The 22733-nt window shown below is 56.7% G+C and carries 21 protein-coding genes and 2 pseudogenes; 15 read left to right on the forward strand and 8 right to left on the reverse strand.

Annotation, left to right across the window (positions count from 1 at the left end):
• The first annotated feature begins 10 nt into the window (after window positions 1-10).
• The 8 genes and pseudogenes from LOY70_RS00415 (at window position 11) to LOY70_RS00450 (ending at window position 8013) form a co-directional block, all read left to right on the forward strand.
• Window positions 11-304: an antibiotic biosynthesis monooxygenase family protein gene (locus tag LOY70_RS00415; protein WP_265032417.1), complete on the forward strand. Its 294-nt coding sequence runs from the start codon at window positions 11-13 to the stop codon at window positions 302-304.
• Window positions 305-570: 266 nt separating this feature from the next.
• Complete coding sequence (locus LOY70_RS00420) at window positions 571-1218, forward strand: ferric reductase-like transmembrane domain-containing protein (RefSeq protein ID WP_265032418.1); 648 nt, start codon at window positions 571-573, stop codon at window positions 1216-1218.
• A 230-nt stretch (window positions 1219-1448) separates the two neighbouring features.
• Window positions 1449-3002, forward strand: a complete 1554-nt coding sequence (locus tag LOY70_RS00425; RefSeq protein WP_265032420.1) for a J domain-containing protein — start codon at window positions 1449-1451, stop codon at window positions 3000-3002.
• Entirely contained in the window at window positions 2999-4009 is a 1011-nt protein-coding gene (locus LOY70_RS00430) for a YiiG family protein (protein ID WP_265032422.1), read from the forward strand. The genes LOY70_RS00425 and LOY70_RS00430 overlap by 4 nt, the downstream gene beginning before the upstream one ends.
• A 422-nt stretch (window positions 4010-4431) precedes the next feature.
• Window positions 4432-5064 carry a histidine phosphatase family protein gene (locus LOY70_RS00435; protein ID WP_265032424.1) on the forward strand — a complete coding sequence of 211 codons (633 nt, stop codon included), beginning with the start codon at window positions 4432-4434 and terminating at the stop codon, window positions 5062-5064.
• A 323-nt stretch (window positions 5065-5387) separates the two neighbouring features.
• On the forward strand, window positions 5388-6143 hold the full coding sequence (locus LOY70_RS00440) for a hypothetical protein (protein ID WP_265032426.1): 756 nt from the start codon (window positions 5388-5390) through the stop codon (window positions 6141-6143).
• A 29-nt stretch (window positions 6144-6172) separates the two neighbouring features.
• Window positions 6173-6565 (forward strand): annotated as a pseudogene (locus LOY70_RS00445) (alpha/beta fold hydrolase); the annotation flags it as partial.
• Window positions 6566-7035: 470 nt separating this feature from the next.
• Window positions 7036-8013: a LysR family transcriptional regulator gene (locus LOY70_RS00450; RefSeq protein WP_265032427.1), complete on the forward strand. Its 978-nt coding sequence runs from the start codon at window positions 7036-7038 to the stop codon at window positions 8011-8013.
• Window positions 8014-8031: 18 nt separating this feature from the next.
• On the opposite strand, the gene LOY70_RS00455 is transcribed toward LOY70_RS00450, so the two are convergent.
• Window positions 8032-8493 carry a Rid family hydrolase gene (locus tag LOY70_RS00455; RefSeq protein WP_265032429.1) on the reverse strand — a complete coding sequence of 154 codons (462 nt, stop codon included), beginning with the start codon at window positions 8491-8493 and terminating at the stop codon, window positions 8032-8034.
• Between the two features lie 274 nt (window positions 8494-8767).
• On the opposite strand from LOY70_RS00455, the gene LOY70_RS00460 reads away from it, so the two are divergent.
• The 6 genes and pseudogenes from LOY70_RS00460 (at window position 8768) to LOY70_RS00490 (ending at window position 13558) form a co-directional block, all read left to right on the forward strand.
• The gene (locus LOY70_RS00460; protein ID WP_265032431.1) at window positions 8768-9454 is read left to right on the forward strand and encodes a hydrolase; all 687 of its coding nucleotides are present in this window, start codon (window positions 8768-8770) and stop codon (window positions 9452-9454) included.
• Between the two features lie 65 nt (window positions 9455-9519).
• A complete protein-coding gene (locus tag LOY70_RS00465; protein ID WP_265032433.1) occupies window positions 9520-10092 on the forward strand; it encodes an antibiotic biosynthesis monooxygenase in 573 nt (190 codons plus the stop codon).
• Between the two features lie 128 nt (window positions 10093-10220).
• Window positions 10221-12062 carry an amidohydrolase gene (locus LOY70_RS00470; RefSeq protein WP_265032434.1) on the forward strand — a complete coding sequence of 614 codons (1842 nt, stop codon included), beginning with the start codon at window positions 10221-10223 and terminating at the stop codon, window positions 12060-12062.
• A 227-nt stretch (window positions 12063-12289) separates the two neighbouring features.
• A pseudogene (locus LOY70_RS29965) lies at window positions 12290-12769 on the forward strand (hypothetical protein).
• Window positions 12770-12781: 12 nt separating this feature from the next.
• On the forward strand, window positions 12782-12994 hold the full coding sequence (locus LOY70_RS00485) for a hypothetical protein (RefSeq protein ID WP_265032439.1): 213 nt from the start codon (window positions 12782-12784) through the stop codon (window positions 12992-12994).
• Between the two features lie 126 nt (window positions 12995-13120).
• On the forward strand, window positions 13121-13558 hold the full coding sequence (locus LOY70_RS00490; RefSeq protein WP_265032441.1) for a hypothetical protein: 438 nt from the start codon (window positions 13121-13123) through the stop codon (window positions 13556-13558).
• Window positions 13559-13905: 347 nt separating this feature from the next.
• Here LOY70_RS00490 and LOY70_RS00495 read toward each other — a convergent pair whose 3' ends face one another.
• Together LOY70_RS00495 and LOY70_RS00500 are read right to left on the reverse strand one after the other, a co-directional pair.
• Window positions 13906-14856, reverse strand: coding sequence for an alpha/beta fold hydrolase (locus LOY70_RS00495; RefSeq protein ID WP_265032443.1), 951 nt, complete (start codon window positions 14854-14856; stop codon window positions 13906-13908).
• A 62-nt stretch (window positions 14857-14918) separates the two neighbouring features.
• Entirely contained in the window at window positions 14919-16124 is a 1206-nt protein-coding gene (locus LOY70_RS00500) for an MFS transporter (protein WP_265032445.1), read from the reverse strand.
• Window positions 16125-16227: 103 nt separating this feature from the next.
• On the opposite strand from LOY70_RS00500, the gene LOY70_RS00505 reads away from it, so the two are divergent.
• On the forward strand, window positions 16228-16869 hold the full coding sequence (locus tag LOY70_RS00505) for a TetR/AcrR family transcriptional regulator (protein ID WP_265032447.1): 642 nt from the start codon (window positions 16228-16230) through the stop codon (window positions 16867-16869).
• Between the two features lie 88 nt (window positions 16870-16957).
• Here LOY70_RS00505 and LOY70_RS00510 read toward each other — a convergent pair whose 3' ends face one another.
• From LOY70_RS00510 to LOY70_RS00530, 5 genes are all read right to left on the reverse strand, one after another.
• Complete coding sequence (locus LOY70_RS00510) at window positions 16958-17530, reverse strand: AAA family ATPase (protein ID WP_265032449.1); 573 nt, start codon at window positions 17528-17530, stop codon at window positions 16958-16960.
• A 1486-nt stretch (window positions 17531-19016) separates the two neighbouring features.
• On the reverse strand, window positions 19017-19379 hold the full coding sequence (locus LOY70_RS00515; RefSeq protein WP_265032451.1) for a DUF6124 family protein: 363 nt from the start codon (window positions 19377-19379) through the stop codon (window positions 19017-19019).
• A 752-nt stretch (window positions 19380-20131) separates the two neighbouring features.
• Window positions 20132-20767, reverse strand: coding sequence for an SCO family protein (locus tag LOY70_RS00520; RefSeq protein WP_265032453.1), 636 nt, complete (start codon window positions 20765-20767; stop codon window positions 20132-20134).
• Window positions 20764-21663: a heme o synthase gene (cyoE, locus tag LOY70_RS00525; protein ID WP_060739833.1), complete on the reverse strand. Its 900-nt coding sequence runs from the start codon at window positions 21661-21663 to the stop codon at window positions 20764-20766. Before cyoE ends, LOY70_RS00520 begins: the two co-directional genes overlap by 4 nt.
• A complete protein-coding gene (locus LOY70_RS00530) occupies window positions 21651-22730 on the reverse strand; it encodes a COX15/CtaA family protein (RefSeq protein WP_265032455.1) in 1080 nt (359 codons plus the stop codon). The genes cyoE and LOY70_RS00530 overlap by 13 nt, the downstream gene beginning before the upstream one ends.
• Window positions 22731-22733: the final 3 nt, after the last annotated feature.

Raw genomic sequence — 22733 nt, forward strand, 5'->3', positions numbered from 1 at the left:
GAGGTACGCCATGATTTATGAAATCGCTGTGCTCCCTGTTCACAAAGAACGCATCGAAACGTTCCGAGGTGCATTTGCCGAAGTCGCGCCATTGCTCACACGGGCCAAGGGTTACGGCGGCCACATGCTGGCGCAAGGGATCGAAACGCCCGAGCAATTCAACCTGATCGTGCGATGGCAATCGCTGGAAGACCACACACCGGGCTTCGAAGCGAGTGAAGACCATCGGTTGTTCATGATGGGGTTGGAGGAATATTTTTCGGAGGAGCCGAGGGTTTACCATGTTGAAGGGGGCAGCTTTTAGGGCTGACGAAGGGGGGCAGAAAATAAATCCGTCCCCCTATTTTTTGTCCCCCTATTTTTTCTAGCTGCACGCCAAGTGCAGCCGCTACCGTTCGGATCCATGGCCTGCATTTGTAAGCCACTGTATCCAGCGCCTTCGCAGACTCAAAACAACGCATAAACGCCGGTTCTCGAACATAGCCGGTATACATCCCCTTGCAAGAATTCTCCTCATCGACTCGCCATCGGATCCCCGAATGGCGAGCCCTTATTACAGGAGATCTTGCGATGAATACCCTATCCTACCGCCCTCAGGGCTGGCAGCTGTTCAGCCTGATCGCCGCTCTGGTGGTGGCGATGAGCATCGCGGCTGTCGCGGTACAACCCGACCTTGTCGAGGGCCTGCGCAGCGCCATTCGTGCCACCGCCCGCTCCTCCTTCGCACTGTTTCTGATCGCGTTCACCGCGTCGGCCTTTGCCGTACTGGTGCCTTCACCGCTCGCCAAGGCACTGGTCCGCGAGAGACGCTTCATCGGCCTCGCCTTTGCCTTCTCGCACCTGGTGCATGCCGTGCTGATCTACGCCTATGGGCAACTCAACACCGAGTTCTGGCCCGCCCGCACCGTGGTCAACAACATCCCGGGCGGGACTGCCTACGCCTTCATCCTGCTGATGGCCCTGACCTCATTCAAAGGGCCCGCCCGACTGCTGGGGCCCAAGGCCTGGAAGGCATTGCACGTTACCGGCATGTGGGTCATCGCCGCTGTATTCGCCTTCTCCAACTTCAAGCGTATCCCTATGAGTGACTGGTACGTGCTGCCTTTCGGCCTCACCTGCGCCGCCGTGGCGATCCGACTGGTCGGCAAGCTGGCCATGGCCAACAAACGCAGCCAAGCCAGGCAAGCGTCGATGCGCCGGGCAGCGGTCGCCTCCTGATCGTCTATCCAGGCGCGCCGCACGGCGAAAGTTGCGGAGCTGATTATTGAAGCGGCGCAGGCCAGTTCCAAAGGGTGATCGCGTTAACCCAGGCCTTTTGATCCGCTTATTCGTCATTGGCCAATAGCCGGCACTGTACCGAGGACAGATTCGCGGCGAACAGGTAAGGTGCGCTCCATTGCATCGCCCACCAGGAGGGCGATGCCGTTGTTCATGGAGTTGCACCGCACATGAGTTGCTGGAATGTCCTCGGCCTGTCCCCTGATGCCGACGCCCGCACAATCAAACGCCAATACGCCGCCCTGCTGAAGAAAACCCGCCCGGATGACGACCCCGAGGGTTTTCAGCGCCTGCGGGCAGCCTATGAAGAAGCGTTGAGCTGGTGTGAATGGCAGCAGGAAGATGAGCCGCTGACGACCGTGGAGCATGCGCCCACTGTCGTCGTTGCCGAGACCCTGCAACAGCAGTATCAGCAGGCGCTGGCAAGCGGCGCCGGGCGGATGTTTGAAGTCACGCTGCTGCAACGCATCGTCGATACCCACGAGGTCAGCCTCGATGACCGCCAATGGGCCTTTGAAACCTTTCAGTGGCTGAGCGCCTGGCAACGCCTGGAACTGCCCTGCGCGCTGATTCAATCCCTGGAGACGCAAAGCAAGGCTGCACTGCAAAAACCCTTGCGCCTGGCCCTCGAACAGCAGGACGAAACCGGGTTCCTGGCCGCCTATGAGGCGCGCTTGCGTCAGCCCTGGATCGACAAGAGTCCCCATGCGCAGTGGTTCGACACGTGGCTGGCCAAGCTGCTGCTGGACAGCCGCTATTGGTCGCCCACGGTATTTGACGCGGTGTGCGACGGCCAGGGCTGGCATACCTGCCCGCCGGACGATTGGCTGCTGCTGTTGCGGCGTCAGCAAAGCCCGCAGTTAATCGTCCGACAACGCGAGCTGGCGGCCGAGCCTCCCGGCACCCCGCAGCAACGCGCCGCGCGCCTGCTGCTGGCCCCCATGACCCTGGGCCAACGCCGTGCCTTCGCCCAGCGCTTGAACGAAGACGACTGGGCCGCCTGTAAACGGCTCAGCGCCGATATTTATGCCGACCACCCCACGGTGGCGGCCTCGATGCCAGGCGGCACGCCTTACTTCTGGCAAGGTTGGGAACGTACGTTCGACAGTTGGCCCCTTGTGCTGGCGACCGTCGTGGGCTGCATGGTTGGCGCCCTGGTACACGCCGAATCCCTGGCAGGCAACCTGCTGCCAACCCTCGGCATCGGCCTGTTGTGGTCGATACCCATCGTGATGGGCGGCTTCCTGGGGTGGCATGTGTGGCGCCCGCTGGCTCACCGGTATCGTGTGTTGGATGAGCGCCTGAGTGCCCTACTTCCCCGGTGGCTGAGCCCAACGCGCTTGCCGCTGCTGCCGCTGCGCGACCTGCTGCCGGGCGCCGCGCTGATGACCGCAGCCGGTTATAAAATCGGCCCGGCGGCCAGTGTGACGCTGCTGCTTGTGCTGGCGGCCATCGGCCTGTTCAAGCGGCACACCCTGAAAACCCATACCCCGTGGACAGCCGGCAACGCCCAATGGCCAACCCGCATGATCACCCTGGGCATCGTCGCGTGTGTGGTGTTGTACGGTGGATTGAAAATGCTCGACCGCCAACATCAGGTCAATCGCAACCAGGGTTTGCAGCAATGGACCGAGCGGCTGTGCAGCCGCCTGCCAGCCACCGCACAGGAGTGCCAAGCCCCCGCCACCAAGGCGCAATGGTACGGCCAGGAGGCCAAACGATGAATCCGAAATGGTTGATCCCCATCGCCCTGACATTGGGCCTGGGGTTGCTGGGCCTGGCTGGCGCCAGCAAGCAGGTGGCGCAAGTGCAGCTGTGGCTCGACAAGCGCGATGGCCCCGAAACCGCCAAGGCCAGCGCCCTGGCGCCGATCATCGACTGCATGAACCGTGTAGACCGGGACTGGCGCCTGTTCTATTACGGCTACACCCACCAGCAGTGGTACAGGCCCTCCATCTTCGACCAGCAGACCTACGAGTCCCTCGTGCAGATGAACGGGATCCTCAACGAGTTCGGCGACGACGAAGCCCAGGATCGTGAGCTGCAAAACGATATCTGCGCCCAGCGCATCACCGGCAAGCTTGAATGGCTGGAACCCGATAGCCAGTTGATCAATGCAGCCGGGCGATACGTCTTGGCCTTGCAGGATGTCACGCCGCTGACCAACTCGTTCGACTTCTACCAGCGGCTGGGCCAGTCACACTTTCAACCGCCACAGGGGCGGGTAGCACAAGCCATGGTCATCAAGGGCGAGGCCTATATGGCCGCCTCCACCGAATTGCGCAAACACCTGGAACGCGAGGACGTGCGTCTACGCCCTGCACAACTGGCTCTGCTGCAGGCGCGCTTTGGCCAGGACACCCACTGGCACTTGCTCAACTACATGATTGCCGCCCGCACTGCGGTGGATGAGCTGGAGCAAGGGGCGCACCTCGCCACCTTGACCCCAAAGACCCTCGCGCCGTTGATCGACGCGGTGCAACAGGCGAGTATGCAGGGCAAGGACTATGTGCGCCTTCACCCCGCCAAGCCAAGGGACGAGTTTGCCAATTACCTCTGGCACACCATCACGCCGTCGGCGGACGCGTACCTGCAAGCGTTGCAAAGCCTGCAGCAGCACTGGCTCGAGCATGCGCCGCCGCAGCAACTGAGTGACGACTTTGCCCTCGTCACCCGTCGCTACGATGTCTTGCTCAGCTTCTACAACAAACCGGCGCGCAGCACTTTTTGAGTCTTAGTCGATTAACGCCAATGCAGAAGCTGCCTCTTTTTTTGCTATGGTAAAAAAGCTACAGCCTTGATCCCCAGAGTTTTCAAAATCAGGTAGCAGTCGACTAACCGGCCAAGAACGGCCGCTAGGATTGGACTGCAGCGAAGTCCTGTTCGAGGTTGTTAACATGCTGGTTGAATGCGGAAGGTGCGGCCAAGGGTACGTTCGAGCAATGCGTGTCCGGTCTACAAAAATCTCACTCTGGGTGTGCGAAGAATGTGAAGCAACGTGGAAGAGTCAGGCTGAAGTAAACGTCGGCAAATTTGAAGACTACGGAACGTTGATGGTCGGCATTGGACGCACTTCTTTATGGTCAGAGCTGGAGCCGCAGTGAAAGTATGTCAGGCCTGCTTTCTATCAAATGTCTGCCCTGAGCGATGGAAATGGATCTCGTGAATCTATGTGTAGTACGGCATGGGGAAACCGAGCCTAACGCTGAGAAGCGCTACGTCGGATCCACTGATCCCGGGCTAAATCAGCGGGGTAGAGAGCAGGCTCTCGCGTTAGCAAAGCACTTGCCGTCCAACTTGGACGCGATGGTTGTATCCCCTTTGCGCAGAGCCCAAGAAACCGCCGTTATCCTGAACCGCACGTTGAACCTCCCAACCTCAACCCTGGATGCATTTCGCGAACGCAGTGTGGGTGTTTTTGAAGGGCTGACTCAGGCTGATGCAAGCGAGCGTTACCCGGAGCTTTGGTCTCAAAACATCACGCGGTGCTGGGCGGTTGGGCCAACGGATGGAGAGTCGGTTCGCGAGGTGGTTCAGCGTGTTCGAGAGGGGCTGCTCGAGCTACAAAAGCGCTACCCGTCGAAACACGTTTTGCTGGTCGCCCACGGCTTCGTTGCAAAGACGATCCGGGCCTTGGCGAAAGCAGACTTTTCCGACTTCTATGATTGGCAGCTCGGCCACGGGCAGATGCTCTTGTTGGAGAATGTTGATGTCGAGCTACGCGACGCTTTTGGTCAGAAACGCCCTGAAGGGTGGGATCCTTCGGACTTGGTTTTGGAAAGGTAAGGGCGCGGGTGGTTGGCTGCTTACGATGAGGCGAGAGTTCAGGTAAGTCAGTGGATCGTGGTATCCAACTTCATGAGCAACTGTCTGTCGAGAACCCGAAAAAGAAATGACCGTATTCCTCAAAAAACCGGATCACCACCCCTGACACCGCCCTCAAAGCCGACAATGATCCCGTGGCGAGGGAGCTTGCTCCCGCAGGGTACAAAAGCAAGCCTACCTCACCCCTCCATGGACAATTAGGCAGGCAAAATGACATCATTAGGTTAAATGTGCTCAGGGCTTGAGCGAATTCTTGAGAATCATCAATAGCAAAAGGAATAAATATGGACATTTCTCATCAAGCTTTTTTAGCAGTTATAAGTTTGCTCGTCTTTTGTGTAGTTAAGTTTTTTCATTCATATCATCAAGAGAAAGGGAAAAATAGAGCACTCATGGAAGACGTTGCAAAGATAGAGAGGGAAAAGCAGCAAGTTTCTTATGAATATAGTGTGTTAAATGAAAAAGTCAAACAGGCGCACGCTAAAGAAATTGAAAGCCTAAAGCAACAGAATGCCGAAGACCTTGATAGGCAAAAAAGAATTCACGAGATAGATATACAGAAGCGAAAATATAAATACGAGACCAAAAATCGTGAATATTATGCGTTCATGGATGAACTAGATGATTTTCGCGGGTTGAATATCAATATCATTGAGCGCGAACTAGCTCCAATGATTGCTGCATGGTATGCCAGTGATAATGGTGTTTCGAGTCCTTTGTTCGCGCAAGCCAACGATAAATCAATCAAGATTATCGGTGATCTTAGAGCCCAGGAAGCCAAACTCTTCTCTCAAGTTAACGGGCTGAAGCTAAGCGCGTCCAAAGACATATTAGACTTACTGGACGAGTTGCAAAAGACGATCACTCAATCAAAATACTACCTTGAAGAGATAGTTGGTTATGTATTCGGTCAACAATTTCGCTACACAAAAACCATACCTGAGAGCATACAGCAAAAGTCTGCTGGGCTGAGTGAACGGACTATTGAACTTAATCAGAAGCTTCTAGCAGCACTCAGAGCGGACTTGGATCAGTTATAAAACTTAAAATAAACCTGCCCCTTTTGGCTGGCGGCACCCTTGGGCCAACCCTGGCCGCGCCGGTGCAGTTGGACGACGGCAATAAGGATCTCTACATTCAGCAGGACAAATTCGGCCAACAGTTTGCTGCCGACGTGCCAGCGGCTGACTCCGCGCTGATGGCCGCCACCCAACGTCCAATCAGCGAGGCTGCCTTGAAGGAAGCGTCTGGCGACCCGGCCTGGAAAAAACTGCCGTCCTGGTTCATCTACGGTTCGGCGGACAAAAACATCCCCGAGGCCGCCCTCAAGTTCATGGCCGAACGCGCGGGCTCGAAAAAGACCGTCACCGTCCAAGGCGCCTCCCATGTGGTGATGACGTCCAACCCGGGGAAAGTTGCGGAGTTGATTGTTGAAGCGGCGCAGGCCAGTTCCAAAGGGTGATCGCGTTAACCTGGTGAAAAGCACATTTGCGCTGTCGAGAAGCTGTTGCATGTGGGGTTGAGCTTCTTCTGACGACAACCTGTTTGGACCGGGGGACATGATTAACCCCGTGGCGAGGGAGCTTGCTCCCGCTTGAGTGCGAAGCACTCATAAAAAGCCCACCATGTCCCAAGGCCAGCCAACACACACACCCTGTGGCGAGGGGCTTTAGCGAAACGTCGCACCGCCCCGCTGGGCTGCGCAGCAGCCCCAAACAGCCAACGCGGTCTGTCTGACATACCGGGAACTAACAGAGAATTTTTCTTAATAAATATCTGCTTTCGGCGAAAAGCGGACGGTCAGTGAGACCGCTAGATTCAGATAGCCAAAGACCGCAGGCAAACTTTCGTCCGTCCCCTTGTGGGCATTGCCTTGGTTCTCCTTTAGCGTTTTCGTATGATGACTGAACACGATATTAGGAATGTCTTGGCGTGAAATCGTCATCGAATAATGCTTCGTCAAGCCAGGGCTTATCAATCGGCGCCAAATGGGATGTCAGCGATGCTGTAAACCAGCTTTCCTGGGATGACTTGCGCATCATCAAAACGCTTAGCGAATGTGGCAATCGTGCCGACACTGCCAAGAGGCTAGGAGTCAACGTTTCCACCGTCTCGCGTCGTGTCTCTCAGGTTGAGAAAACGCTGGGAGTCGCCCTGTTCGATCATCGCCGCTCTGGATACATGCTGACTGCCGAAGGCGCGGAGTTGCGGGCGCTCGCTGAGCGAGTGGAACTTGATATTGTCAGCGTCGCTCGGCGCGTATCGCGCGCGGGTCAGGGGCCTCTCGGAAAACTGAGAATTACCACCAGCGACTCTCTGCTGCTCTACTTCCTCACCCCGATCATTGCTGATTTCAAGACGGTTAACGAAGGGATAGCAATTGAGGTGCTAGTGGGTAACCAGACGCTGAGTCTGGCCCGAGATGAATCTGACATCGCGGTGAGAGCAACCAATAAGCCATCTGAGAGTCTGGTGGGGCGTAAACTTGCGACAATCGCCTGGGCACCCTATGGAAGTGTAAAAAGCGCGCCTGCGTCCAAGCCGTTCGTTGACGGTGAAGAGTGGGTGTCCTACTCCGGCGCTCTTTGCGGGTTGAAGGTAGCTCGCTACCTCGAATGCCGAGTGGATGCGAACTGTATTTCGTACCGTACCGATTCAGTCGCTGCGGCAAGTGCTGCAATCGTGGCGGGGCTTGGTTTCGGATTTCTTCCCTGCATGCTCGGGGACATCACGCCTGGCTTGGTCCGTGTCGGTCCGGTTGTTCCAGAGCTCAGTGATGATCTTTGGCTACTCACCCACCAGGACATTCGAAAGTCGTGGCGAGTCAAAGCGTTCATGACGTTTTGCGCAGCGGCAGTAGCTGATCAAAAGCCCCTCATCGAGGGGCATCTCGATCTCCCGCTTACGTAGTTAAACCGGGATTTATGCTTAGTCGGCTCGCGCACCGATTACCGCCTTGCATGCGATCTCGATCAGCTGCGGGCGCTGCGCCAATCTCGACACACCAATAATGTTGCTGGCGCATTGGGGGCGTTCGGTGCCATAGGCGGCCTTGCGCACCTTGCCAACTACGGCAAATGCCGCATCCATATCCAATACGAACAGCGTCTCTTCAACGACATCCTCAAGCGTTGCACCGTAGAGCGCGAGCAGTTTGGCGATGTTGTCGTAAGAGGTGCGCATCTGCTCTCCCATCACGGAGAAATCGCTGGGTTTACCTTCACTATCCAGCGGCGCAGGGGCTACCAGATTGCCTTCTTCATCGTGATTAAATTGGCCAGACACATAAATCTCGTTACCTACCTGTCTTGCTTGCGGGTAGCCGTAGCCTTCCTCCCAGGAAACACCCCAATAGGCGGTCTTTTGGCCATTTGGACGAGTGGCTGACATTTGCATTCTCCTAGCGATTTATGGACCGCGTTAATAACTACGATCCGGGTTGTGGGAGGCAAATGCTAGCAGCGCAAAAACAGTCTCGCCGGCGCATTAATGCACCTTCAAGAGCGCATTAATGCGAGCGCAAATTTCCTGTCGTTCGGCTAACTTGGATTCGAATTCGGGCCGTAGCCGCTTTAGATGGCGCCATCCCCTTCTTGGGATAACAAGAAGGTGTGACCGTCCGGATCAATTTACGGACCATTACTCAACTGACAGGTAAACAATAATGAACAATCCAAAACTCGAAGTTCTGACCCCTCAAAACAGCCAGCTGATTTTTATCGACCAGCAGCCTCAAATGGCTTTCGGCGTACAGAGCATCGACCGCCAGACTCTGAAGAACAACACCGTGGGCCTGGCCAAGGCCGCCAAGATCTTTAATGTGCCGACTACCATCACTTCGGTAGAGACCGAAAGCTTCTCCGGCCACACCTATCCCGAACTCCTCGCCGTCTTCCCCGACGCTCCACTTCTTGAGCGCACCTCGATGAACTCCTGGGATGACCAGAAGGTTCGTGATGCCTTGAAGAAGAATGGCCGCAACAAGATCATCGTCTCCGGGTTGTGGACTGAGGTGTGCAACACCACCTTCGCACTCTCCGCCATGCACGATGCCGGTTACGAGATTTACATGGTTGCTGACGCTTCCGGCGGCACCACCAAAGAGGCTCACGACTATGCGATGCAGCGCATGATCCAGGCAGGTGTGGTACCCGTCACCTGGCAGCAGGTTCTGTTGGAGTGGCAGCGTGACTGGAAGAACCGCGAGACCTACGACGCCGTCATGGACCTGGTCAAGGAACACTCCGGTGCATACGGTATGGGCGTCGACTACGCCTATACCATGGTCCACAAGGCTCCTGAGCGCGTAGAGCACGGCCCGACCCTGGCGCCCATCGCAGCACCTATCTGAGCCAATGCCAGCCCCCACTGGGTGGGGGCTGTTCCCTAACTCGCTTTAGATACGGAGACTGCGAAATGAATCAGACGCAAGCCGATACCGTCACGCTAGTGGTGCGCCATCAAGTACACCGTCGACACGAGCAACGCTATGACACTTGGTTGCATCGGGCCATCGACACGGCCGGGCAGAGCCAAGGCCACTTGGCTGTAGACGTAGCACGCGAGAGTCAGGCCAACTTCGTCAATTTCACCTGCATACTGCGTTTCGACCAGCTTCAGCACATGCAGGCTTGGCTGGACTCGGACGTACGAAAGCAGTTGGTCGCAGAGGTGCAGCCATTGCTGAGCGCCGGCGACAATACCGAGATCCTACTGGGCAAGGACTTCTGGTTCATGCCCGACAATACCCAGCAACCACCTGCGCTTTGGAAGCAAGCCGTCATCAGCTTTCTTGTAATCCTGCCGCTGAGTTTGCTGATTCCCCAGCTGTGGCAGCCGCTGTTCCGCCTGGCGCCATTGCTCTCCAGCTACTTGATGAGCAACGCGCTGATCACCCTGAGCATCGTCTTACTCGTGGTTTACGTGTGCATGCCCATGGCCACGCGTGTCTTTGCCGCCTGGCTGACGCCTAAAGAAGCCCGGCCATGAGCCACGATTCAGATCGTCGCCGCATGCTCGTTGCAGGTGGTGTGCTAGGTGCTATTGGAGCCGCCTGGTCAGCCCTGCCCATTGCCGCTTTAGCCGGCACTTCTTCTGCAAGTTTCCAAGGAGGCGCCATGATCGCCGATCTCATCCTCTTCAACGGTCGTCTGCATACGGTCGATCCTGAGAAGCCACAGGCCAGTGCCGTTGCTATCAAAGATGGTCGTTTTATCGCCGTAGGCAGTGATGCCGAAGCCATGGCTTTGCGTGGTAGCGCCACGAAGGTGGTGGACCTGCAAAAACGAACCGTCATCCCAGGGCTCAACGACTCGCACCTGCACCTGATCCGTGGTGGCCTGAATTACAACTTGGAATTGCGTTGGGAAGGTGTCCCCTCCTTGGCCGACGCCCTGCGTATGCTCAAGGTTCAAGCCGACCGCACACCGACACCGCAATGGGTGCGCGTGGTCGGTGGCTGGACCGAATTCCAGTTCGCCGAGAAACGGCTGCCTACCATCGAGGAGCTGAATCAGGCTGCACCGGATACACCAGTATTTGTCCTTCACCTGTACGACCGCGCCCTGCTCAATCGCGCCGCTCTACGTGCCGTCGGATACGACCGCAATACGCCCAATCCGCCGGGTGGTGAAATCCAGCGCGATGCCAGTGGCAATCCCACCGGTATGCTTATTGCGCGTCCAAATGCCTTGATTCTCTATGCGACGCTAGCCAAAGGGCCGAAGCTGCCGCTGGAGTACCAGGTCAACTCCACCCGCCAATTCATGCGTGAGCTCAACCGCCTGGGTGTGACCAGCGCTATCGATGCCGGTGGTGGCTATCAGAACTACCCGGACGATTATCAGGTGATCCAGGAGTTGGCCGACAAGGACCAGCTCACCGTGCGCATTGCTTACAACCTGTTCACTCAGAAGCCGAAGGAAGAGCTGACCGACTTCAAGAACTGGACTGGTAGCGTCAAGCTGCATCAGGGCGACGACTTTCTCCGTCATAACGGTGCTGGTGAGATGCTGGTGTTTTCTGCCGCCGACTTCGAAGACTTCCTCGAGCCGCGCCCGGATCTGGCGCCGAGCATGGAAGATGAGCTGGAGCCGGTGGTGCGCCATCTGGTCGAACAGCGCTGGCCGTTCCGTCTGCACGCCACCTATGACGAATCCATCTCACGCATGCTCGATGTGTTCGAGAAAGTCGACCGCGACATCCCATTTAACGGCCTGCCGTGGTTGTTCGATCACGCCGAGACCATTAGCCCGCGTAATATCGAGCGCGTTCGCGCCCTTGGTGGCGGCATCGCTATCCAGCACCGCATGGCCTTCCAGGGTGAATACTTTATCGACCGCTACGGTGCCAAGGCGGCCGAAGCTACGCCGCCTATCCAGCGTATGTTGGCTGAAGGTGTGCCAGTCGGTGCAGGTACCGACGCGACCCGCGTGGCCAGCTACAACCCCTGGACCGCATTGTACTGGCTGGTCAGCGGCAAAACTGTCGGTGGTACCACGCTCTACCCGCAGGGCCTGCCTCGCTCCACCGCCTTGCAGCTGTTCACCCATGGCAGTGCCTGGTTCTCCAGCGAGCAGGGCAAAAAGGGTCAGATCAAGGTGGGCCAGCTTGCCGACCTCGTCGCACTGACAGCGGACTTCTTCAGCGTCGAAGAAGAAGCGATTAAGTGGCTCGAATCGGTCCTCACGGTGGTGGGCGGCAAAGTGGTACATGCCACTCATGAATTCGACAAGCTAGCGCCGCCGACAGTACCAGTGATGCCAGACTGGTCGCCGGTAGCAATCGTGCCTGGACACTGGAGCCCAAGCTCTGTGCCGCTGGTCGCCAGCATCCACCAGTGCATCGGTTCTTGTGCCGTGCATCAACACCAGCATGATCGCGCGCGCCGCAGCAGCGTTCCGGTCAGCGATCACCAAGGCTTCTGGGGCGCCTTCGGGTGTTCTTGCTTCGCGTTCTGAGTTCGATCCTGCCGCCCAGCTTTGCTGGGCGTTCACCTTAAAGGCTTGGCATTAACTGCCTACACCTCGTGTTCGCGAGCACATCAGCGCCAACAAGCTGGTGAGAATAAAAGGGGGTTTATTTGCTGGTAATGAATCTGTCCCCTTATTCCCAACAAGCTGAAATGATTTGAATCCCATCCGCTCCTTCTAGAGAATCGCCACCTTCACCCAAAAGGAGGCGGGCGATAAAGATCGAAGGGACTTTCCAATACATGGGCAATCACGGGATCGTCTTCAACGTCTCGCAGATCACCCTCACCGACAGCGAACGCGGACGCCTGCGCGAGCTGCATTTTGGCGAGGCGAAAAGCGCCCACTATGAAGTCAACAGCAAGGTCGTCGAGGTCTACGACAAGATGCAGGCCAAGAGTCTGCCGTGCGTGATGATGATCGGCATCTCCAAGCCGCTGACCCGCCAACAGGGCGATGCCCTCAATGCCCAACGCACCACGATCGCTAATCTTGCTGCCTCTGCTTTCACTGCTGCCACCAGTGCCGTGGCCTCCACTTAGGTGGGTGTTCCTGTTGGGGTCGGCGTGCGCATGTATGCCAATGAAATCCTTCCCACCTACCATGCGGGCGACGTGTTGGTGAGTATCGAGGCGCAGGTCAACGGCGGTATCGGCCCGCAACGCACCCTCTCGACATTGATCATCAAAATCTGACTGGAGACGCACATGTCCGAAATTACCCAACTGGTCATGGCCTTGGTGTTGCCCTTCCTGCTCGATCAGTTTCTCAAGCCGTACCTCTGCGCAAGGCTAGGGATGGTGCTGGTGACGGCGGGTGCGGTTGGTTGTGTTGCTGCAAGCCAGGTCTGGGGTTGCTGTCGATCTTTGCCGTGGCTCTGGGGATGGGAGTGTTCATCAAGCGGCGGCGCTTTTGAGTAGCTTGGCTGAGAAGACGAGGGGGGCGGACGGGATATCAGCAAATAAATGCGTCCCCTTATTCGAGAGGCCTTGAAATGATGGCATTAAGCCCTCATCCATATGGATCCAATCAGAGAGATTCACCAAGTGAAAAAATTAATTGACTATGCAGTAGGCGTTTGTAGCGATCCTGAGATTCGGTTTTACAACCTTCAGTCAGGGAGCGATGCCGATGTGGTAAAGATGCTGGAACTGGTCCGAGCTCAAGCTCAGTCTCGCTACAAAGCCCCGTTGCCCTCGGTTGATCAGCTTATTTTGACTGAAGATGATGGCTTCAATGTCGAGAATCCTGGTGACATCATTGCAGTCCTCTTCGAGACAGTGGTTCGAGTAAATCGCAACCCGACTCTCTGGCACACTCCCGGGGCAGGGGGAGCGGCCGGGGAAATCAACACTACGCTAAATAATTTCACCCATGGACCTAGTACGTTGGCAGGCTCACCTGAGGAGGGAGTTAAAGCATCCCATTATTCTGAGGCACTGGAAAAGCTGCAGCACATTGTGCTGAATCGAGGGCCTTTCTAAGGCCGCATCGTTCTGATGCGATACCCCTCGCGCCTCAACAAAGCGTGGAACTAGGGACAGACTACGATTTTGAGTTCACTTGTAATCGGCCCGTCTCATAATCGTGGTCTGTCCACGTTTTCTCCGATTGACCTTCATTCATTAAACTCACAGCACCGTTGCTTGAACGCCGCGTCGGATAGGCCGATTTCTGCCCGTGAGAACAAGCCATCGATATTGGGTCGAATCGGTCCTTCACGGCAGGCAGAAACCGGCCAAAAGCGGACATATGCCAAGCCCGGACCGCGGATCACATCGGTGGCCGCCGCGTTTCAAATAGCAGCCACCTTGCGCATCAAGAACATCCGTCAGTTATTCAAGAATTTGACCACCAGAGGATTCAATTCAGCGGAGCATTCTTCTGGCAACCAGTGCCCACAATTGGGCAAGACTTGGCCTTCTACATGGGTCGCGTACTGTTTCATCTGGTCCACTTGAAATTGCCCCATTCCGCCGTGCCCTCCACCGCCGATTGCCAGTACGGGCATATTCAGCGGAGCCTTCGACAGCTCGACGTTTTCAATGACCGATTGGTTAAGCGCTCGGTAGTACTCGAACGACGCGTTCAGCGTATGGGGCTTGGCGTATGACTTGGCGTAAAGATCGAGCAGCTCAGGCGTAAAGGCATCCTTGTTGGTCGCGTGTTCTTTGATGAAGTGCGAGAGGAACAACTTTTCATGCCCTGTGATTAACTTTTCAGCCAATTGGTTGCCTGCGGCAAAGAAACTGAAATGCCAGACCAGCGACTCACCTTGTGGTGAGAATGCCGGGAAATCGTAAATGCGTTTGTCGGGAATCGGTGCCTCCATGTACACCAGTTTCCTTATCTGGCTTTGGTGGGTGACTGCCATTGGATAGGTGTTCCAGATACCGATGTCATGCGCCACCAAGTCAAACGGCTGGTTCCCGCTTAGCTGTGTCGCGAGGGCGAACAGATATTTCGAGACATCAGCGCCGGTGTAACTGGTCTTGGGCGGTTCCGACTCGCCCAGGCCCGGTAAATCCACCGCAACTACGGTGTGAGTTTTCGCGAGTTCGGGCATCAAGCTGTGCCACTCATACCAGGCTTGACCAAATCCGTGGACCAGGTAAACCAAAGGCCCGGAACCGCCCTTCACATAGTGGAGCCTGACGCCGTCTATGGTTTTGAATTCACTCTTGAATCCCGCTGGCACAGGAAACTCTGCCGCTTGAGCCAAGCATGGCAAAGCCAGGGTGATTGCGACTGCAGCGAGGGACAATCCAAAGCGCTTTTTCATTTTATTTATCCATCGAGTTATGACTGAAAATTACGACCATGCAAAGGCGTGCTATCCACCGATCAATGACCGTGGATCGCCTGGGTGGTGTGCCGTTGACCTTGCGGAAAACCATGCGACCGTGCCCGAAATGCAATAGCCAGGCTGATCAATAGCAACGCCAGCAACACGCCCGGAAATGCACTCGTTCCCCATTGGCCGAGTAACACGCCCCCCAGCAGTCCACCGCCGGCAATAGCGCTGTTCCAGACCACTACGTTCATGGAGAGCGCAACGTCAGAGCCCTTACCTGCGGCGTCGGCGAGTGCTGTTTGCAGCAGCGTGGCCGCGCCACCAAAGGTCAGTCCCCAAATGAAGACACCCACGTAAATGGCTGCGGCGGAGCCTGAGAACACTCCGATGAAAATCGAAACCGCTGCAAATGTTGCAAGGCTGGCCAGCACGGTTGTTCGCAGGTGCCGGTCAACCAGTCGGCCCGTGAGCCAGATACTGGCCAGCGCCGCGACACCAAATGTGAGCAATACCAAATCGACGTCACTGTTCAGCCCTGCCCTGGAAACGAAGGGCGCGACATAGGTGTAAAGAATGTTGTGGGCCAGCATCCAGGTGAAGACGACAGCCAATACCGAGCGGACGCCTGGGGTGAAAAACACCTGACGTAACGGCATGCGCTGTGAAGATGATTGGCCAGGGTAATCCGGCACTTTGATCAGCACCCAAGCGATCAATACCAGGGTCATGCCGGACATCAGTCCAAAGGCCATGCGCCAGCCCATGAATCCACCCAGCCAGGTTCCCATCGGCACACCCAGTGACAACGCGATGGGCGTACCCACCATCGCCACCGCCAATGCGCGCCCCTGCAGATGAGGGACGACCATGCGCCGTGCATAGCCTGCGATAAGGCTCCACGCCAGCCCCGCTGAAACCCCGGCGAAAAACCGTGCTATCAGCGTCAGCCAGTAATCGGAAGACAGCGCCGTGAGGGAGTTGAATACCAGGAAGCCGACAATGGTCACCAGCAGTACCGTCCTGCGGCGCCAGCTTTGCGTGGCAATGGTCAGCGGGATTGCCGCGAGCAACGATCCCAACGCATAGACAGTCACCATCTGCCCCGCCAAAGACGCAGAGACACCCAGGCCACTGCCAATTTCGGGCAGCAAACCTGCTGGCAAGGTCTCAGTGACAATGCAAATGAAACCCGTCATCGCCAGTGCAAGTAAGGCCCCAAGCGGAAGCTTTCCGCTGTGTCGCTCATCTGTAGTCATTTGCCACCTCACATATATACCGATCGATATACTATGGAGGTGCCCCGCCATCTGGTCAACGACTTATATATCGATTAGTATTTAAGTAATCGAGGAGGTTCACATGGCACAGATGGGACGTCCACGCACCTTTGACCGTGGCGTGGCGATTACTCAGGCGATGCATTTGTTCTGGGAGCACGGCTATGACGCAACATCCCTCAGCTTGCTCAAGGCAAATATCGGCGGCGGCATCACCGCACCCAGCTTCTACGCTGCATTCGGCTCAAAGCAGGCGCTGTTCAATGAAGTGATGGAACGTTATCTGAACACCCACGGCCGGGTGACCGATAGCCTGTTTGATACCACCCTCTCCCCGAGAGAGTCGATTGAACTCACGCTACGGCGCTCCGCGAAAATGCAGTGTGAGCCCGACCACCCGCCAGGATGCCTGGTGGCGCTGGGTCTGCTGAGTGCCTGCACGGATGAAAGCAAAGCCATCTCCCAGCCGCTGGCTGACGCAAGATCCTTGAACCGTGCAGGGATAGTGGCGTGTATCGAACGCGCTATCGCATCCGGGGAGCTGCCGGCCACGGTTGTGCCCGAGGCATTGGCTACGGTGTTTGACAGCTTTCTGCTGGGGATCTCGGTACTGGCCCGAGACGGTGTGCCCCTCAAACAAATAGACGACGCGGTGACGCAAATCATGACCTTATGGGATGCGTCATGTATCGGTCGTCCGGCTATTGGTTCAGGCAATCCCTAAGCGGCAGTAAACAGCGAACCCCGTTCCCAGCAAACGCATCGGTATCGAGCCAATTCGTGGCTGAAGAGAAGGGGGGCAGACTGAATTGTTAATCACGCAGCGGTTTGGTCGGAACCTGGACTTTTCGCGACGAATTCACGCAAGGCGCTTCCCCAATACTCGATAGAAATTGCCTGGTCTGGCGATTGGATCGCAGACAGACGACGCGACAGGTTGATGGGGCCGTTGCCGCAAGCTGCTTCAGCTTGGCACGCGCCGATTTACGGGTAGTCCACATGAAGTTGAAAAATTCCGGGAGTTTCCTTAGCTGCTCTGGGCAATCCTCTGGAAGGTCTGGGCGAGGGCGGCCGCGCTGGATCAAAGTCCTGAGAAGCACACGCCAAAACCGAAGCCCCGATGAGCGATCAATCCATATTAAAAGATCGGCTCGGGCAATACGGTTGTCCCAAGTGGCCGAATGACCGCCTTCAAAAATCCATTGACCGCGAGCCTCGACCTCGCGACAAAGGCGAGTCTTCTCATCTGCGTTTCGCTCGACCCACCCCGGTTGCCAATGGATCGTGTCGATATGGATGACCGGCAGACCGGTGTGCTTGCCCATCTCCCGGGCCAGCGTACTTTTCCCTGACCCTGGCTGGCCGACGATCATGACGCGCTGCATGGGAGTTCCTGCTCTTTTAACGTCCTGATCATACTGGGCAGTGGGATCGTCATCCAGGCTCCTTCATCAAGTTGAAAAAAGGGACAAATATCAGAAATAAATCCGTCCCCTTTTTACGAAACCGCTCCGCGAAGACACCCAGGGGTAAAGCATGGCCCTTCGGCCGATGCTTACAGACCGACCGCTATTGGCCCAGAGTGTGTAAAAACGCTTCGCCAAGATTGAAGTGCGCGCGTCTACGTTAAATCTGAAATTTATCGGCACGTCAGCAGATCTGGATTTCGCGTAGAAGCGCGATTTTAAGTCCGGTTTTGAGTACCTGTCGCGCTCAAAAACTTTTTTACACAGCCTCGGCCAGAAGCAGACGGTCACCTAAGATAAGTTTCCACCTCAAACGGCCCCCAATGCTTGACATGGGGCCTCCTCCGTAGCGGCGGGCGAAGCATGTGAACGTACCTGTTAGGACGTTGTACATTGACCTCTTTGAAGGAAATCTTTTAGCGCGGCCTTATAGAGCGTTAATGGTTGATTTTCCGCATTGAATAGGGCGAAGGGAATCATCGTGAGATGTGAGAAGGACGTGGAACTTATTGAATAAGTTCTTTGCCTGCAAAAGCTGTGGTCTTTATTCAGTATGAAATTAAACTTGAAAAGGTTTGGCCTTGAACACCAACTAGGAATTAAACCAAGACTCAAGCCCGTTAAGTATTCTTGTGCGCAAGCGCCGCCAGATGAAAATTCCGAGATTTTTATTTCTAAGGTAGGAAGGGGCGAAGCTGTAAGGTTTGAGCTAGTATTTTGCGCGCTTGGAATAAATTTTAGTGTCGCTGCGTATGCGTCCCTGGCAAAGCGACTATCTTTCCATGGAGAGTTTATTTCGTAACTGAAGCTGAAGATATTTTCTTTTTCTTCGGGTTCAACGTGTTCGTTGATTGTCGGCTGGGACGAATAGGATGTGCAGCCAGAACATAATATCGCAATGCTGATGAAAACAAGTCCATTTGCTATTAAGCGGTGCATACTCAGTTTCCCCAACTATTAATTAGCCGACATATCTGCCGCTTGATAACTGTATTGAATGCAACATAGCGTCTCATCCACACGCATGATTTTTGAATCAGAATAACAGAGGAGACTGTGCGCGGGACATCTGAAGGAAGAAAGATGACAACGTTTCACGCACATTCCCGGTACATTCGCTGCTTCCCCACGACCGGCTTTCGACCACAAACAGCCACATGTTCTAAATCGATAGCCAATTGGATCGGCCGCTGCTTTGTCAATGTAGGTGAAAGCCTGCTTCTGGACGATTGTTGGCCTTCCTGAAGGGCAGCTTCTGGCCGATTGCAGCCTATCGCTAGGGAGGATAATGGCGGTATATAGGAGAAAGAATTTGAGAATATTTACAGCTTATTCGTCCGCTTCTGCAGATAGAGGAATCAAAGCCCGACGCAAAACGTCGGGCTTTTTCATTGAGGAAAAAATACTACTGCCTTGGCTCCACGTTATCCAACACCCGATTCGCCAACAACGAACCCAGCTCAATCAACTGCTGAATCCCCAGCGCCACATGACGCCTCGATCCATCCAACTCAAACGCCAGATCACTCACCATCGCATCAGCCGAAGCCAGCGTCTCACTGAGGTTAGCGAGCAAGCATTCGTTATCGAGGCCTTTCACGACGGTGAATAGCTGACCCGGTTTGGGGTCGTCTTGAGATTTTTCCGATTTCGGCAGCAGGTAGTGATCGAGCACGCGTTTGGTGGTTTCGTCTTGCTGCTTGGCTTTGGTTTTTGCGGATTGCGGGGTGGGGTCAGCATCTGGGGGATTTGGAGTTGCTTTGAACATTTTCACGTTTCCTTTGTTAGTAGGCCGCTACCGTCTCGCTACTAAACGAAAGGGAGGCAGCTGTGCGCAAGTTAGTAGACCGGTAGGACAACGGAAAACCCGGCGCGCCCGAAGGCGCCATGCGCACAGCCACCATCGAGTGCGGGCAATGCCCGACTGATGAGACTCATGCGACCGTATCCTTAACCGGGCTACTAAACCCGACCACTGATGGGCAGTGGCAGGAAAACAATAGAACCCCGGGACAAGGCGCACAAGCGGGCGGATTCTGGCGTAGTTGTAGGCAAAGGCGCAAGGATGCGTGGGTTGGTGGAGGTGTGTAGGTGGGGGCTGTAGGAGCCGGGTTTACCGGCGATGCAGGAGACTTGTTTTGGTCTGAAACCGTGTTGATTTCATCGCGAGCAAGCTCGCTCCCACAGGGATTGGGGGCTGTTGCAGATGCTGTGTTCACCACCACCCAGTGTGGGAGCGGGCTTGCTCGCGAAGAGGGCGGCACATTCAATATTGATGCAAGCTGACCCGTCGCTTTCGCGAGCAAGCCCGCTCCCACAGAGAGATTAGGGGCAGGAGGCCCCTCGTCCTGAACCCAGCCACCGCGTTGTGCCATGTAGATCGCATTCAGCCTTTTGGGGGCTGCTGCGCAGCCCAGCGGGGATAAATCCCCTCGCCACAAGGGACTTCCTTACCACAAGGGGACTTCCTCACCACAAGGAATGGGCATGGCTTAGCTGAGCGGCATACCCCTGGAGGCGCTATTTGCGCTTGAGCATCTCCGGCAACTGCGCCACCAGCTTCTGATTATTCAACGGCGCACGAATAAACCCACGCTGGGTACCATCCGGCCCAATCACCGCGAGGTTGCCACTGTGATCAACCGTATAGTTGGGCTTACTGGTATCCGCCGGAATAAACGGAATGCTCACCGCATTCGCCAGTTTCTGCAGGTCTTCAACCGATGAAGCCGTCAGCCCTACGAACTGCGGATCGAAGTACCCCAGGTACTGCTTCAGCTGCTTGGGCGTGTCGCGGTTCGGGTCGACGCTGACCAGTACGATCTGCAACTTATCCACAGCCTCCTTCGGCAACTCGCTTTTGATCTGGCGCAGTTGGGCGAGGGTGGTGGGGCAGATGTCCGGGCAGAAGGTGTAGCCGAAGAACAGCAGGCTCCATTTATCCTTCAAGCCATCGATTGCCACGGGCTGGCCGTCCTGGTCGGTCATTTTCACGTCCGGCAGGGTGCGGCTCTGGGGCAGCAGGATGATGCCGGCGTCGATCAGCGCGGTCGGGTCGCCCTGGCCTTTGCCCGACAGCACTTTGTTGATGGTCAGGCCGAGGATCAGCGCGATCACGGCCACGAGGATGAAGACGGTTTTCTGGGTTCGAGTCATAGGCTCAACAGTAAGTAATGATCTACAAGCAGGGCGATGAACAGCAGGAACAAGTAATAAATAGAGTACTTGAACGTATTGATCGCCGCGTGCGGCCGACTGCCACGGTACAACACCACGGCCCATTGCAGGAACCTGGCGCCCAATACGAGCGCGCAAACAAGATAGAGCATCCCGCTCATATGGATCACGAACGGCATCAGGCTCACCGCCAGCAGCACCAGGGTGTAGAGCAGGATATGGATTTTGGTGTAGTGCTCGCCGTGGGTCACCGGCAGCATCGGGATGTCGGCCTTGGCGTATTCCTCTTTGCGGTGGATTGCCAGGGCCCAGAAATGCGGTGGGGTCCAGGCGAAGATGATCAGCACCAGCAGCAGCGGTTCGGCGCTGACATGACCGGTGGCCGCCACCCAGCCCAGCAATGGCGGCGCCGCGCCGGCGAGGCCGCCGATGACGATGTTCTGCGGCGTCGCGCGCTTGAGGAAGCCGGTGTAGACCACCGCGTAACCCAGCAGTGAGGCGAGGGTCAGCCAGGCGGTCAGTGGGTTGGTGAAGGCCAGGAGCAAGGCTTGGCCGATCACCGCCAGGGCCAGGGCGAAGGTCAGCGCGGCGGCGGGGGAGATCCGCCCTTCGGCCAGTGGCCGTTTGTGGGTGCGGGCCATCACCGCGTCGATGCGCCGGTCCACCACATGGTTGACCGCTGCCGCGCCGCCGGCACACAGGGCGATGCCCAGGTTGCCGAACACCAGCACCGTCCACGGCACGCCGGCGCGGGTGGCGAGGAACATGCCCACCAGCGAGGTGATCAGCATCAGCACCACCACTTTGGGCTTGGTCAGCTCCAGGTAATCGCGCCAGATCGCTTGGCTGTGGCGTTCACCGGTCAAGGTTGCCATGGCATCTCTCCTTTTATAGTTATGGGGCTGGCGCTGTGTTTATGCGGGTTGAACCGCCAGCGCAGCGGGACTTGATGCTTGACCCGGACCAGGCTGGTGCGGGCGTGATAATTGACCAGCACCAGGGTCAGCAGCAGTGCGGCGCCCCCGGCGTTGTGGGCCACGGCCACCGGCAGAGGCAAGTGGAACAGCACGTTACTGATGCCCAGGGTGATTTGCGCCGCCAGTGCGATCAACACCAGGCCGGCCAGTCGGGTCATGCCGACGGTTTTCAATTGCCAGGCCAGTCCCAGCAGTACCATGGTCACCAGCAACGCGCCGATGCGGTGGGTCAGGTGGATGGCGGTGCGGGCGTCGCTGTCGAGCTGCCCGCCCAGGTAGTTGGGGCCGATGTGTTGGGTGAGGTGGAAGCCGTTGGCAAAGTCAGCCGGAGGCAGCCATTGGCCGTGGCAGGTGGGGAAATCGATGCAGGCCACGGCGGCGTAATTGGAGCTGACCCAGCCGCCGAGGGCGATCTGGCCGATCACCAGCAGCAACCCGGCGGTGGCCCAGTGTTGCAGGCGTTTGGGCACGGTCAGCGCCGGCAGTACGCCGGACAATCTCAGCGTGAGCAGAAACAGCAGGCTCAACGTCGCGAACCCGCCCAGCAAATGCCCGGTCACTACTTGCGGCCACAGCTTGAGGGTCACCGTCCACATGCCGAACGCCGCTTGCGCGAACACCACCGCCAGTAGAAACAGCGGCAACTTCAGCGGCAGGCCGGGATGACGCCGATTCATCCAGGCGCGGGCGGCCAACACGGTAATCATCAAGCCAAGGGCTCCGGCGAAGTAGCGATGGACCATTTCGTTCCAGCCCTTGTGGGCTTCCACCGGGGTGTCGGGAAAGTGCAACTCGGCATGGGCCAGTTGGGCTTCGCTCTTGGGCACGCTGATGAACCCGTAGCAACCGGGCCAGTCCGGGCAACCGAGCCCGGCGTGGGTGAGCCGGGTGTAGGCGCCCAGCAGGACGACGATCAGTGCCAGCAGCGTGGCAAACAGCGCGAGGCGAAATCCAGGTTTGGCCATGTC

The organism is Pseudomonas sp. B21-054 (assembly GCF_026016345.1).
Classification (GTDB): Bacteria; Pseudomonadota; Gammaproteobacteria; order Pseudomonadales; family Pseudomonadaceae; genus Aquipseudomonas.